This is a genomic window from Allomuricauda sp. R78024 (assembly GCF_044596045.1).
In the GTDB taxonomy this organism is placed as follows: domain Bacteria; phylum Bacteroidota; class Bacteroidia; order Flavobacteriales; family Flavobacteriaceae; genus Flagellimonas.
This window is the reverse complement of sequence record NZ_CP138995.1, coordinates 402465-415457: the sequence shown is the minus strand read 5'-3', so window position 1 is coordinate 415457 and position 12993 is coordinate 402465. Positions and strand designations below refer to the sequence as shown.

Sequence of the window (12993 nt, the reverse complement as noted above, 5' to 3'; positions counted from 1 at the left end):
TTTAGTAACAAAGAGCTAAATACCTATTTTGGTTACCTTTGCCAAAATTTATCATTCTGTATGATTCAATCCATGACCGGTTTTGGAAAGCACGTTGTTCAACTTCCTTCCAAAAAAATTACCATAGAGCTTAAGTCGCTCAATAGTAAAAGCCTTGACATAAACGCAAGAACCCCTCAATCCTATAGAGAAAAGGAACTGGAACTACGCAAAATGATTGCTGATGTACTAATCCGCGGGAAGATTGATTTTGGACTCTATTTAGAAATTACGGGAGAAGAAACTACAGTTGAAGTAAACCAAGGTGTAGTCAAAAAATACATGCAGCAGTTGGCCAATATTGCTAAAGGAGATGATGTGAAGCTACTGGAGATGGCTTTGCGTATGCCGGATACCATGAAGACGGATAAGGGAGATATTGACCAAACCGAATATGAGGCCATAAAAAAGGCAATGAAGCAAGCCCTTTCGGAAATTGTAGACTTCCGTAATGAAGAAGGACAGGTATTGGAAAAGGATTTTATAGCTCGATTAAAGAGCCTAAATGCACTACTCGATGAAGTAAAGACAATGGATCCAGAACGTTTGGATACTGTTCGTGAACGCTTGGAAAAAGCTGTGGCCGATTTAAAAATTGAATTGGACGCAAATCGTTTTGAGCAGGAATTGATTTACTACTTGGAGAAATATGATATTACAGAGGAAAAGGTTCGCTTGGCAAATCACTTGGATTACTTTGAAACTACCTTAAAATCTCAAGATTCCAATGGTAAAAAACTTGGTTTTATAGCTCAAGAAATAGGTAGGGAAATCAATACCATTGGATCAAAGGCCAATTATGCTCCTATGCAACAATTGGTGGTTCAAATGAAGGATGAACTGGAAAAGATCAAGGAGCAAATGCTTAATGTTTTATGAAAGAAGGAGGGAAGCTTATTATTTTTTCTGCTCCTTCCGGCAGTGGAAAAACCACTATTGTTAAGTATCTGCTTGAGCAACCGGAGCTCAATCTTGCTTTCTCTGTTTCGGCAACATCCCGCCCTAGAAGAGGAAAAGAGAAACATGGCATAAACTATTACTTTATGTCTATTTCGGAGTTTAAAAAACATATCAAAAATGAAGATTTCCTAGAATGGGAAGAGGTATATAGAGATAATTTCTATGGCACATTAAAAAGTGAAGTAGAGCGTCTTTGGGCCGAGGGGAAGAATGTAATTTTTGATATTGATGTGGTAGGCGGATTGCGAATTAAAAAGAAGTTTCCTGAAGAGACCTTGGCAGTTTTTGTAAAACCTCCAAGTGTTGATGAGCTTAAAATAAGGCTTAAAAAACGTAGTACGGAAAGTGACGATAAGATAAATATGCGAGTTGCCAAAGCATCGGTTGAACTAGCTACCGCACCGCAATTTGATAAGATTATCAAAAACTACGATTTGGATGTTGCGCTTCAAGAATCGCATAAAATGGTTGCGGAATTTGTTGGGGCAAAAATGCCAGATTCAAAAGAGAGCTGAATAAATGAAAAAAGTAGGGCTGTACTTTGGGACATTTAACCCTATTCACATTGGTCATTTGGTGATAGCCAACCATATGGTCGAGTTTTCGGATTTGGATGAGGTTTGGTTCATCATTACCCCGCAAAGCCCTTTTAAAACAAAACAATCTTTATTGGATAATCATCATCGCTATCAAATGGTTTTTGAAGCAGTACAGGATTATCCCAAACTGAAGCCCAGTAAAATAGAATTTGATTTACCACAGCCCAATTATACCATTAATACCCTGTTATATTTAGAAGAACAACACGGTGCAGAATATCAATTTTCACTTATTATGGGGGAGGATAATTTGAAAAGCTTTCATAAATGGAAGAATTATGAGGCCATTTTAGAGCATTATTCTATATATGTATACCCTAGAATTTCCAATGGCAAAGTAGAAAACCAATTTGAAGGCCATTCAAAAATCATGAAAGTGAACGCCCCGATAATGGAAATTTCATCCACTTTTATTCGTAATGAACATAAGAAAGGAAAGAATGTTAAACCGCTTCTTCCTGCTCCTGTTTGGAAATATATGGATGAAATGAACTTTTACAGGTAAGTATTACTTTACTTCTGCCGGAATCAAAATATCAGTGGCCAAATACTTATCATCCTTATTGTAATACCAAGCTCTGGTTTTAGGCATTTTTATCCCGTTTATCTCTTCCAATCCTTCTAGAAGAATATATTCACCATCGTTTTTACTTTCATCATGGTAAAACTGATATACTTCCATGGCATAAGTCTTGGGGTCAAAATAAAAATACCAAACATCTTTACCTACTTCTTCTTCATAATTTACTTTTAGAACAAGGTATTCCTTTCCTTTAAAGGTTTTAGTTCGTACGGTGCCATCGAGAATGGTGCCGGGGTCTTTTATCTTCATTGGCAAGCCATACAAATAGGTATAGTAGTTTTGCATCATCTTACCTCGTTCGCATGTAAGTCTATGTGCTTTTCTATCTGCTTCAGAGATTTCATTAGAACCATTTAAACTAGTAGTGCAATTTTCTTTATCAAAAATATAGCTATAGGAAGTGCTATCTTTTTTAACCGACAAACTAAAGTGTTCATTTAAAAGATCCATTTTAATCGAACTTAATCGGTCGCTTGATTCAGGCCTTTTGGTAAGAACATTAAATGTTCCATTGAAATGCTCCCATTGGCTGTCTGGATTGTGGAATGCTATGGATTTGTTCAACAACTCTTTAGCAGTAAGGTTTTGTGCATAGAAGACATTGCTACCAAGAAAAACTATAATTAAAAGAAGGTAACGCATAAAAAAAATAGTGATAGGTTAATCTAGTCTTGTTTTTCTATTCGTGCCGGTTCTACGGTACTGTCATGCTCTATATAATATAGCTCTAAAAGCTCAAAAATAACTTCTACCAAATCTTTGCTTTCTGTCAAAATGGAGAAGTAAAGGGTAGTATTTTTTGGACTTGATTCTTCAGTTCTGGTTCTGGCAACTTGGCGTTGAATTTTATCCGACATAAGCTCGAACAAGGCATTTTTATCTTCCAATGCACTTCCCACTTCCTCAAATGTTCTGTTCTCAAAAATTTGCTGTGTATCCAAGAATAATTTCTCAAGCCTAAGATCTAACTCTTTAAGTTCTTTAATCTGGTTGTACTTTAACTTTTTATGATTATTGTGTACGTGTGTATGGCTTACTTTGCCAATATATTCAAGTGATTGTGCAATGTCAGTAAGATGACCCAAAATATTGATGTAAAAGTTACTTGCTCCTACATTTGCTTCGTCAAGGTTTTTGATAAAAAAGAAAAGATTATTTCTAAGATCCTCTATTTCTGAGGAAAGTTTGGCGCCTTGTTTCTTGTTCTTTTTTAAAAGATCTAAATCTTGTTTTGCCAATCCGTTTATAGAGTTGGTATAGATTTTATTGGTTCTTTTTATAACATTTGCAATATTACTGGCACTTTCTTCAATAACTCCTTGTATTGAACTGCTTTCAGCTCTATTAAGACTATCCTCCGCTTTCTGTTCCTTAATTTTTTTATTGTAGGCACTATAATTTCGAACCAATAGCAATATGGCTGTAAACAATAAGATGGCAATTGCTGCTCCTTTACCAAAATTTATTAGCGTTAAAACCGTACCAGCTGCAATAAAAGCAATTATTGCTGTGCCAAACCAACCGCCAATTACGTTGAGGACGCCTGCAACTCTATACACAGCACTTTCTGCCCCCCATGCCCTATCGGCCAATGAGGTACCCATAGCAACCATAAAAGTTACATATGTTGTGGACAAAGGTAGTTTGTAGGACGTGGCTATAGAAATCAAAATTCCCGCGACCATAAGGTTGACGGCTGCCCTAACCATATCAAATGCTGGAAGTTTATGGGTTCTGTCCTGTGACAGCGCAATTGTTGGCTTTTCAAATTGCCTGTCTATTTTTGCCTTTAAGTTTTTTGGTAACAAGCCCATCGTATACAGTGAGGCTTTAGATGCTATTCTGACTAAACCTCTTGAAATAAAGTTGGGTTGAAACCGTTCTTTTGCTTCCCCTTCCCTCGAGAGGTTAATTTCGGTATCTGCCACGTAACGTGCTTTTTTTGAAAGCCATAATGTAGCTACCATGATAATACCTGAAATAAAAAGAAGTAAGGTAGGGGTAGGTACTTTTTTTGAAAGAACGTCCATGCTAAATTCTGTAGCTGGAACTCCTGAAACGACCCAAGCCTCATAACTTTGCCAAGCAGCTATGGGAACACCAATAAAGTTTACTAAATCGTTGCCCGCAAAGGCAAGGGCAAGGGCAAAAGTGCCAACACCAATTATTACTTTATAGATATTGATCTTGGTAAAATAAATTAATATGTATGAAAGAAATGACCATAACACAAAATTTACAATTATAATTGGAACAACCTCAGCTTCTAGAAAATCTTTGATTTTCATTCCTCCAATAATATCAAAGGTTTCGCTGGCATACGGAGTTCCTTTGATTCCTTTCATAAGGATAAAGTAGGCTATTGAAGATAATGCTATTCCACCAAACAGTGCACCGCTCCATTTGGCCTTTTTCTCAAAATCATAAGACATTAACAGCCTAGATATCCATTGAACGACTGCGCCTATAGAAAAAGCAACAAAAACGGACAGTAAGATACCGGAAATAATCTGTACTGCCTTTGAAGTGTTAATGTAGTTTACTACATCAGAAAAATCTCCATTAGCAGCGCCAATCTTCAACAAAGACATAGCGACCGCAGCACCCAGCAACTCAAAAACAATTGATACCGTGGTAGAAGTTGGCAGGCCGTGACTATTAAAAAAATCCAGTAACAGGATATCTGTAATCATCACAGCCATAAAGATGAACATGATTTCTTGAAAATAGAACTCACCAGGATTAAAGATGCCTTTACGCGCAACTTCCATTAGACCGCTTGAAAAAATAGCGCCGCAAGCGATACCTATACTTGCAATAATCATTATAGATTTGAATGAAATCGCTTTGGAGCCAATAGCTGAATTCAAAAAATTAACTGCGTCATTACTGACTCCCACTACTAAATCGGCAATTGCCAAAACAGCTAGGGCGATAATCATTAGGAAGTAAATATTGTCCATAATAGTATTAAAAAATAATTTTCAAATGTCTATACTTTGCTGATTTTCAATGTTATTTAAAAGTTATGTTTTCTTTTAAAAATGAACATCCATTTGTAATCGATACATCAATTCATCTGTGCCGCCGTCAACGGAAAGATAACTTAAATCTGTTTGCACTTTAAGTTTATGGCCTAAAAGATATTTTGATAATCCAAGTGTGTATTGTGTTTCTGTATCTCTGCCGGTGATGTTGTCAAAATTAATATTGGTATATCTGCCAGATACTTCCCAATTGCTTTTGAACAAATAACCGGTTTGAAGGTTTAACCCATCACCTACAAGAACTAGATCTCCAGTTTCTGAACCATCAGAATTTTTGGCGATTGGGTCTTTGGCATCTCTATGGGCGTATTCTCCCATTAGTGAAAAACCATTGTATTTGAACATGGCATCCACAAAGGTGGTATTGATGGTAGTTTCATAGAAACCTACATCATTTGCCATATAAGAACCTAAATTACTCCTTGTTCTTACAGCATCTTGATTGGAATCGTAGGTAACCGCCAACATTAATTTTGCAGTTGCTTCCCGTTTAAGATCTGCACCAACATAATCTCCTTTGCTCTTAAATTTGCCAAAGGGCAGTAGTTCAATTCTTGCCGTGTATTGGTGACCACCAAGGTTTCCGGTAGTTACATTCCTTCCCTCTCCTTGTGAAAGAGCAAACTTTTCACGAACCAAAAATTTATCCGTAAGATTAAAATGATGTCTTAATTGAATACCCATATCGCGGTCAATATTGAATCTACTATTTACCAAAGAACGGTCCACCTGTTGTAAGTTTCCAGAGGAAATAACACGCTCAATATTGCCAGGAAGTTTTGTTTGTCCTACCCAAAGTTCAAAATTGTGATGGAAATTCCACATCACTACTGCGTCCAATATGTACCGAGGAGCATTGCTTGTAAACTCACTTGTTCCGGAAATATCTCGATTTGACAATCCCAATTCAAATTTATACCTAAGCTTTGGTGAATAGGCAAATCCATCAAATTTTAACCTAGCTCTACGAACAAGAAAATTCTGCTCTGGATTTACAAAGCCATTATCCGTTCCATTATCCCATGTAGCAATGCCCAAAAATTGCATGCGCATTGCAAATTTCATAGTCCATGTACTATCTTTTCCGACAATATTTAGGAGACCTTTTCCAAACTTAGGAGCTTCAACTTGAGAATAGGAAGAAAGGCAAAAGAAAGTGACCACACCAATGGTCAAGAATTTTAATTTCATTTTAATATTAGTTTTTGTCGAGTGCAAATAACTAATATCAATGTTAATTTAACGTTTGTTTTATGTTATGTTTGATAATGGCCACCCTGGCCAAGGTGGCCATATTTTAGATTTCAAAAGAATAGTCGACAAAAACTAATATATCCTGAAATCCGTTTTGCCTTAAGACAAGAACAAAAATCCGACAGAAAAACTAATTTATTGTAACCTAAAGATTAACTTAAGTTTAAACTTAGGTGCCCCATAAAGGTTTTTGTTTAAGGCAATATCTGCTAATATGACTAGAAGCATACATAAACTGTATATTGCACTTTAATATACATTTGGTTATGAATTGGGAACAATTACTTTCCTTAAAAAGACATGGGGATACGCATAAAAGGCTGCGCAAAGAGCAAGAAGAAACCCGTCTGGGTTTTGAGGTCGACTATGACCGTATTATTTTTTCTTCAACCTTTAGGAGTCTGCAAGACAAGACCCAAGTTATTCCATTACCCATAAGTGTAGGTTCTAAAAAGGACTTTGTGCACACCAGGCTTACGCATAGTTTGGAGGTCTCAGTGGTTGGTAGGACTTTAGGACGAATTGCAGGGCAGAAGATTCTATCAAAATATCCATATTTGAATGACATCCATGGGTACCATTTTAGTGATTTTGGCGCTATTGTGGCAGCGGCAGCATTAGCACATGATATAGGAAACCCTCCTTTTGGACACAGCGGAGAAAAGGCCATTGGAAGCTATTTTGAAAGAGGAAACGGAAAAAAGTACAAAGCTCTTCTATCCAATGAGGAATATCAAGATTTGATTGATTTTGAAGGGAATGCCAATGGGTTTAAGTTACTAACGGAATCTAGAGAAGGTGTTCCAGGCGGGCTTCGTTTGAGTTACGCTACTTTGGGGGCATTTATGAAATACCCTAAAGCTTCGCTCCCTAAGAAACCTTCTAAACATATTGCAGACAAGAAGTTTGGGTTTTTTCAATCTGAAAAGGACTTTTTTATGGAAGTCGTGGATGAGATAGGGCTGATTGACAATCCTAAAAATACAGGTGTTGGATTTTATAGGCATCCATTGACTTATTTGGTAGAAGCAGCCGACGATATCTGTTACACTATTATTGATTTTGAAGATGGAATTAATTTGGAGCTTATTCCTGAGGAATATGCGCTGGAGTATCTGATTAATTTGGTGAAAGAAAACATTAACACCAAAAAATATAATTCCATGAAGCAATCCAGTGACCGCCTGAGCTATTTAAGAGCATTGGCTATAAATACTTTGATCATGGATGCTGTAGAAGTTTTTGAAGAAAATGAAACAGAGATTCTAACGGGAAGCTTTGATGCTGCATTACTGGATAAAGGAAAGTATAAAGCACAAATAGATGATATCATAAAATTGAGCGTTGAGAAGGTTTATCAATCTACTGAAGTAGTTGATAAAGAATTGGCAGGATACAAAATCATTTCCGATATCCTTGATGTTTATACAACTGCATTGGTCAACAAGAAAGAAGGAATTCATACCAATTATGATAAACTGTTGATTCAAAGTTTACCTGAAAACTATAAAAACACGGAAAGCTCTATCTACAAGATTTTGTTGGATACGTGTTGTTTTGTGGCCAGCCTATCAGATAGTGCTGCAGTACATATTCATAATAAGATAATGGGGAAACAGTTTTAGAAAGCATACGTAAGCCCTACACCCAATGATTGCTTAAACTGTATTCTGGCAATTCCTGGGTTAATGACAGTTCCATCGTCCGCAACCACTTCGTCAAACTTGATATCATTATCGTAAATAAGATGCGTTCCTATATTTGCATTGATATGGTCATTTACCTTTAAATTGAATGTTACTTCCCAATCCACATCAATATTGCCAAAACTTATAAGGTAATCTGTATACAGGCTTAGACGATGGTTCATAAACACATTTTTCAGCACTTCTTTCTCCCAAGTATTGGTGACAAGAAAACCAATCTCCATAAATATATGTTCTCCTTCATCTACACCAAATGCCCCCTGATTGGATAAATTTTCATCTAAAACAAATGTTGCTTTTTGGGTGATGGGAGATATATATAAATTGAATTTCCCCCCTTCGGGGATATAAGACGTACCAGCTCCTAAGAAAAGATAACCTGGAGCCATAAACCTTGAAATTGGAGCGGTTCTGTTTGGGTATTTAAAACCATTGGAGAATTGCGTGTTGAACGTTGCTTTAACCGAATAGTACCAATTAGTGATGGTGTCTTTTCTAAAGCCAACAGTAGAGGATAGCCTAATTTGGTCATCGGTCTTTCTAAGCTGTCTGCCTTCTTGGGCATTGAGGCCGTATCGTAACCGTAATTCATTATCCCAATTTAGATATCTAAACTTATAGTTTCTAACAAAACGCATGTTTGCCAATGCGGATACAGAATTATCGCCACCTGCATTCCAGTTTACAAAAGCAACTTCGTTGATGTTGAGGCCAAACTCGTTTACTTTATCCCAAAAGGATTGTGGTTTAAAGCGCTTGTACCATTTGCTTAACGGTTTTACCCGATTTAGCACAGTTCTTGGATCGGTGAGTTTAGCACTCCTTGGCACATATTTGAGTTTTACATCCTTTATCCGAACCACCCTAAAGCCTGTGTCGGTGCTGTCAGGCTCAAATACTTTTAGAAGATTTACTTGTGCTTGGGTAGAAAAAACAATAAGGAAAAGAATAGAAAAACAAATTAATCGCATTGGTCTAAGGTTGATTTAATGTAAGTTTTTAATGCATCAAAATCTATACCAGCTATTTGCCGTGTTTCTTGTATTGTTCCATGTTCAACAAACCTATCTGGCACACCAAAAATTTTAACAGGTTTTGAAAATTTTTCTTCATTTGAGAATTCTAAAATTGCAGATCCAAAACCACCTATTTTACAGCCGTCCTCAACGGTGATGATATTTTCATACTTCTGAAAAATAGTTTTTAGCAATTTCTTGTCCAGAGGTTTTACAAAACGCATATCGTAATGCCCTATTGATTCAGGTTGCCCCAATTCTTTCAAGATTGTAGAGATTTCATTTCCAATATGACCCAAAGTTAGCATAGCGGTCTTAGAACCTTCCTTCAAACAGCGAGCTGTGCCTATTTCAATAGTATTAAATTCGTTTTTCCAGTTTAAATTCACGCCTCTCCCACGAGGGTATCGGATTGCAATTGGGGAATCCAGACCATTTTGGCTGGTATACATTATGTCCCGAAGCTCCATTTCATTCATTGGAGCAAACACAATAAGATTTGGAATACACCTTAAATATGCTAGATCAAACACCCCATGGTGTGTTGGACCATCCTGACCTACAAGCCCGGCCCGGTCCAAACAAAAGATTACGGGTAGGTTTTGCAAGGCGACGTCATGTATAACTTGATCATAGGCCCGTTGTAAAAAAGTGGAATAAATATTACAGAATGGTATAAGTCCTTGAGTGGCCATTCCCGCAGCAAGGGTAACAGCATGTTGTTCTGCTATGCCCACATCAAAAGCTCTGTCTGGAATTTCGTCCATCATATATTTCAAGGAGCTTCCAGTAGGCATGGCTGGCGTAATTCCAACGATCTTCTTATTTTTTTTGGCCAACTCAACTAGGGTATGTCCAAAAACATCTTGATATTTTGGAGGTTGTTCAGTATCTGATTTTTTAAGTTGTTCTCCTGTGTTTTTATCAAATTTTCCAGGGGCATGATAAACGACTTGATTTTCCTCAGCTTTCTTAAGACCCTTTCCCTTTGTTGTTATAATATGGAGAAGTTTGGGCCCACTTACTGCCTTTAATCTCTCAAGTTCCTCAACTAGCCCTATTACATTATGTCCATCAATTGGACCTGTGTAGTTTAGATTGAGGCATTCAAAAATATTTTCATCTTTAGCGGTACCTGCTTTTACATTGGTCAAGTATTTTTTTAAGGCGCCAACGCTTGGATCAATTCCAATAGCATTATCGTTTAGGACAATCAGAGCATTTACATCTGAAACCCCTAAGTGATTTAAGCCTTCAAAAGCCATTCCGCTGGCTATGGAAGCGTCTCCCACTACAGCAACGTGCTGTTTTAAATGTGCTCTGTTTAATTTGGATGCCATTGCCATTCCAAGAATCGCGGAGATTGCAGTGGAGCTATGCCCGGTTCCAAAATCATCATATTCGCTTTCATTCATTTTTGGAAAACCACTAATACCGCCTAATTGCCGGTTGGTTTCAAAAACATCTTTTCTGCCTGTTAAAATTTTATGTCCATAGGCCTGATGACCTACATCCCATATCAATTTATCATTAGGAGTATCAAAAACATAATGTAATGCAATAGTGAGCTCTATAACGCCCAAGCTGGCTCCAAGGTGTCCTTCTTTGGTAGATACAACATCAATGATAAATTCTCTTAATTCTTGGGCAAGCTGAGGTAACTCATCCAAAGTTAATTTTTTGAGGTCTTTAGGAGTGTTGATATGTTTAAGAAATGGCTTCTCCATTTTATCAGCATAATTTACAAAGCTACATCTTTTGAACTTTGACAATTGTTTTTATGGGCTTTACAACAAAGTTTTTACAACGCAATTTTTCAACTTTATTTTTAGGCTTTAAATAATAACCCAATACAAAACATGACAAACAATCTAAAAATCTGGGCACTGGCCCTAGTAGTAACATTAGCTGCTTGTAGTAAGGATAGTGAATCGGATAATGATCAGAACGACCAAGCTATTGAAGAATTGGAAAACACACCATTACAGGCAAATGAAGTTGCCAATAATGTAGTTATTCAAGGCGGAACAAAGAATGACGGAACTCCACCTACACCAAACGAAGCAATTTCGTTGGACGTTTCGGCTTCAAGCAAAACGGCCTTATTAGGAGAAGGTTTTGAAGTTTCCATTGATTCTGATGCCGCCATAACAGGGGCTTATCTTCAATTTAAAGCAAATGACGGCACTATGGCGGATAGCTATTATGATATTGATATTAATGCTAACTCTTCATCTGCTAAGTCTTTAAAAAGATTTATGGGAAAAAACGGAAAAAATGTTTCGCTTATTACCGCCAAGGAAGATGATGATACGTTAGATGTTGATTTCAATTCTAATATTGAACCAGGTACTTTTTGCTATGTAATCTGTGTGTATGATGCTGATGGTAATATAAGTGCGCCACAAGAAGTTTGTGTTACTGTTGAAAGCTGGGGAGGTAATGGCAATTTAGTTGCTGAATGGAACCTTACAAAAGAGGAATACCCTGGAGAAGAAGGCGGAATAGATATTGATCTTGCTGGTGTTTCGGAATGTGATACAAATACTGCAACTTGTTCAAATGAAATGACTTTGGAATTTGAAGAGTGCTATTTGGTAGAATTTGGAAGCATTACTTTTAAAGAAGACGGAACCTATGAATATGAATACAAAGGTGGAGAGGATTATCTAGATTACAATACATCAATAGAAAGCTGTGAGGCAAGTTATATTGAATATGTGTACCATTATACAAGTTTTGGTAATTGGGCTTACGTGGCTGATGAAAAACGATTGACTATAGTGGAGTATTCATATAATGACGCGGGTACCGATGGGGAAGGTGAACAAACATATCAACCAGGTGACGGGGAATTACTTTATGATGGTTTTATAGAACTAGACGGAAATTCTTTGATCATTACAGAATCATTTGATGATGACGGTGATGGTATATTCGAAGAAGTTTTTAAAGCGTATTTCGAGAAAAAATAAATTAAACTGAAAGATTGGTTAAAAACCCTTTGCTTTTGCAAAGGGTTTTTTGTTTAAAATGTCTGTAATAAGTACTATTGTGCATTAAGTTTAAATATTACTATGGAAAACCCTTTTGACGACAACTACTTTATGAAAAAAGCCTTGCAAGAGGCTGAAATAGCTTTTGAAAATGGAGAAGTTCCCGTGGGCGCGGTTGTAGTGGTCAAGGACAGAATTATTGGAAGAGCGCATAATTTAACGGAACGATTAAAAGATGTGACAGCACATGCAGAGATGCAAGCAATTACTTCAGCCTCTAATTTTTTAGGAGGCAAATATCTTCATGAATGCACCTTGTATGTTACGCTGGAGCCTTGCCAAATGTGTGCAGGGGCATTGTATTGGAGCCAAATTTCAAGAATTGTTTATGGAGCTCCAGATTTAGAAAGGGGGTTTAATGTGATTGGGGGACAATTGCATCCAAAAACAGAGCTAGTTGGGGGTGTTCTGGAAAAAGAAGCTGCAGAATTATTGAAGCGATTTTTTATACAAAGAAGAAATTTGAATTAAATAAAAAACCCTGATGAATTCATCAGGGTCTAATCAAATCAAAATAAAATATTGTTGTTAGATTACCTGCACTTGTGCAGCAACCACTCCTTTTCTTCCTTCTTCTTCTTGGTATTCTACTTTGTCGCCTTCGTTCAATTCCACTCCGTTCAATGCCGTAACATGAACAAAAATGTCTTTTCCTGTGTCGTCGTTGGTAATAAACCCAAAACCTTTGGATCCATTAAAAAATTTTACTGTGCCAGTCATTAAAATAAGTAAT

The 12993-nt window shown here is 36.9% G+C and carries 12 protein-coding genes; 6 read left to right on the top strand and 6 right to left on the bottom strand.

Going from position 1 to position 12993, the window contains the following annotated elements; all coding sequences use genetic code 11:
- Positions 1 to 60: 60 nt before the first annotated feature.
- Genes SJY44_RS01785 through nadD form a run of 3 tightly spaced genes read left to right on the top strand, consistent with a single transcriptional unit; the run spans position 61 to position 2103 of the window.
- Complete coding sequence (locus SJY44_RS01785) at positions 61 to 918, top strand: YicC/YloC family endoribonuclease (protein WP_298923049.1); 858 nt, start codon at positions 61 to 63, stop codon at positions 916 to 918.
- The gene (gene gmk / locus SJY44_RS01780) at positions 915 to 1514 is read left to right on the top strand and encodes a guanylate kinase (protein WP_298923047.1); all 600 of its coding nucleotides are present in this window, start codon (positions 915 to 917) and stop codon (positions 1512 to 1514) included. The genes SJY44_RS01785 and gmk overlap by 4 nt, the downstream gene beginning before the upstream one ends.
- Before the next feature lie 4 nt (positions 1515 to 1518).
- Complete coding sequence (nadD, locus tag SJY44_RS01775; RefSeq protein WP_298923045.1) at positions 1519 to 2103, top strand: nicotinate (nicotinamide) nucleotide adenylyltransferase; 585 nt, start codon at positions 1519 to 1521, stop codon at positions 2101 to 2103.
- A 3-nt stretch (positions 2104 to 2106) separates the two neighbouring features.
- Here nadD and SJY44_RS01770 read toward each other — a convergent pair whose 3' ends face one another.
- The 3 genes from SJY44_RS01770 to SJY44_RS01760 all read right to left on the bottom strand — a co-directional run bounded on the left by SJY44_RS01770 (position 2107) and on the right by SJY44_RS01760 (position 6419).
- On the bottom strand, positions 2107 to 2823 hold the full coding sequence (locus SJY44_RS01770; protein ID WP_396591031.1) for a DUF6503 family protein: 717 nt from the start codon (positions 2821 to 2823) through the stop codon (positions 2107 to 2109).
- 23 nt (positions 2824 to 2846) lie between these two features.
- The gene (locus SJY44_RS01765) at positions 2847 to 5144 is read right to left on the bottom strand and encodes an anion permease (RefSeq protein ID WP_396591030.1); all 2298 of its coding nucleotides are present in this window, start codon (positions 5142 to 5144) and stop codon (positions 2847 to 2849) included.
- A 75-nt stretch (positions 5145 to 5219) separates the two neighbouring features.
- Positions 5220 to 6419 carry a porin gene (locus SJY44_RS01760; RefSeq protein ID WP_396591029.1) on the bottom strand — a complete coding sequence of 400 codons (1200 nt, stop codon included), beginning with the start codon at positions 6417 to 6419 and terminating at the stop codon, positions 5220 to 5222.
- A 329-nt stretch (positions 6420 to 6748) separates the two neighbouring features.
- Between SJY44_RS01760 and dgt the strand changes: the two genes are divergently transcribed.
- Entirely contained in the window at positions 6749 to 8107 is a 1359-nt protein-coding gene (gene dgt / locus SJY44_RS01755; RefSeq protein WP_396591028.1) for a dGTP triphosphohydrolase, read from the top strand.
- On the opposite strand, the gene SJY44_RS01750 is transcribed toward dgt, so the two are convergent.
- Positions 8104 to 9159 (bottom strand): DUF3078 domain-containing protein, encoded by a 1056-nt coding sequence (locus tag SJY44_RS01750; protein WP_396591027.1) that lies wholly within the window; start codon positions 9157 to 9159, stop codon positions 8104 to 8106. The two genes, dgt and SJY44_RS01750, sit on opposite strands and share 4 nt — an antisense overlap.
- On the bottom strand, positions 9150 to 10931 hold the full coding sequence (dxs, locus tag SJY44_RS01745; protein WP_396591026.1) for a 1-deoxy-D-xylulose-5-phosphate synthase: 1782 nt from the start codon (positions 10929 to 10931) through the stop codon (positions 9150 to 9152). Before dxs ends, SJY44_RS01750 begins: the two co-directional genes overlap by 10 nt.
- 132 nt (positions 10932 to 11063) lie before the next feature.
- Between dxs and SJY44_RS01740 the strand changes: the two genes are divergently transcribed.
- Together SJY44_RS01740 and SJY44_RS01735 are read left to right on the top strand one after the other, a co-directional pair.
- The gene (locus SJY44_RS01740; protein WP_396591025.1) at positions 11064 to 12179 is read left to right on the top strand and encodes a hypothetical protein; all 1116 of its coding nucleotides are present in this window, start codon (positions 11064 to 11066) and stop codon (positions 12177 to 12179) included.
- Between the two features lie 102 nt (positions 12180 to 12281).
- Positions 12282 to 12731, top strand: coding sequence for a nucleoside deaminase (locus SJY44_RS01735; RefSeq protein ID WP_396591024.1), 450 nt, complete (start codon positions 12282 to 12284; stop codon positions 12729 to 12731).
- A gap of 57 nt (positions 12732 to 12788) precedes the next feature.
- On the opposite strand, the gene SJY44_RS01730 is transcribed toward SJY44_RS01735, so the two are convergent.
- Positions 12789 to 12980 (bottom strand): cold-shock protein, encoded by a 192-nt coding sequence (locus SJY44_RS01730; RefSeq protein WP_163420978.1) that lies wholly within the window; start codon positions 12978 to 12980, stop codon positions 12789 to 12791.
- Positions 12981 to 12993: the final 13 nt, after the last annotated feature.

Excerpts from the sequence above, each read along its gene's own strand:
- nadD (WP_298923045.1), top strand. The coding sequence starts at position 1,519 with ATGAAAAAAGTAGGGCTGTACTTTGGGACATTTAACCCTATTCACATT.
- SJY44_RS01750 (WP_396591027.1), bottom strand. The coding sequence starts at position 9,159 with ATGCGATTAATTTGTTTTTCTATTCTTTTCCTTATTGTTTTTTCTACC.
- SJY44_RS01730 (WP_163420978.1), bottom strand. The coding sequence starts at position 12,980 with ATGACTGGCACAGTAAAATTTTTTAATGGATCCAAAGGTTTTGGGTTT.
- SJY44_RS01785 (WP_298923049.1), top strand. The coding sequence starts at position 61 with ATGATTCAATCCATGACCGGTTTTGGAAAGCACGTTGTTCAACTTCCT.
- dgt (WP_396591028.1), top strand. The coding sequence starts at position 6,749 with ATGAATTGGGAACAATTACTTTCCTTAAAAAGACATGGGGATACGCAT.
- SJY44_RS01765 (WP_396591030.1), bottom strand. The coding sequence starts at position 5,144 with ATGGACAATATTTACTTCCTAATGATTATCGCCCTAGCTGTTTTGGCA.
- SJY44_RS01740 (WP_396591025.1), top strand. The coding sequence starts at position 11,064 with ATGACAAACAATCTAAAAATCTGGGCACTGGCCCTAGTAGTAACATTA.
- dxs (WP_396591026.1), bottom strand. The coding sequence starts at position 10,931 with ATGGAGAAGCCATTTCTTAAACATATCAACACTCCTAAAGACCTCAAA.
- SJY44_RS01735 (WP_396591024.1), top strand. The coding sequence starts at position 12,282 with ATGGAAAACCCTTTTGACGACAACTACTTTATGAAAAAAGCCTTGCAA.
- SJY44_RS01760 (WP_396591029.1), bottom strand. The coding sequence starts at position 6,419 with ATGAAATTAAAATTCTTGACCATTGGTGTGGTCACTTTCTTTTGCCTT.
- SJY44_RS01770 (WP_396591031.1), bottom strand. The coding sequence starts at position 2,823 with ATGCGTTACCTTCTTTTAATTATAGTTTTTCTTGGTAGCAATGTCTTC.
- gmk (WP_298923047.1), top strand. The coding sequence starts at position 915 with ATGAAAGAAGGAGGGAAGCTTATTATTTTTTCTGCTCCTTCCGGCAGT.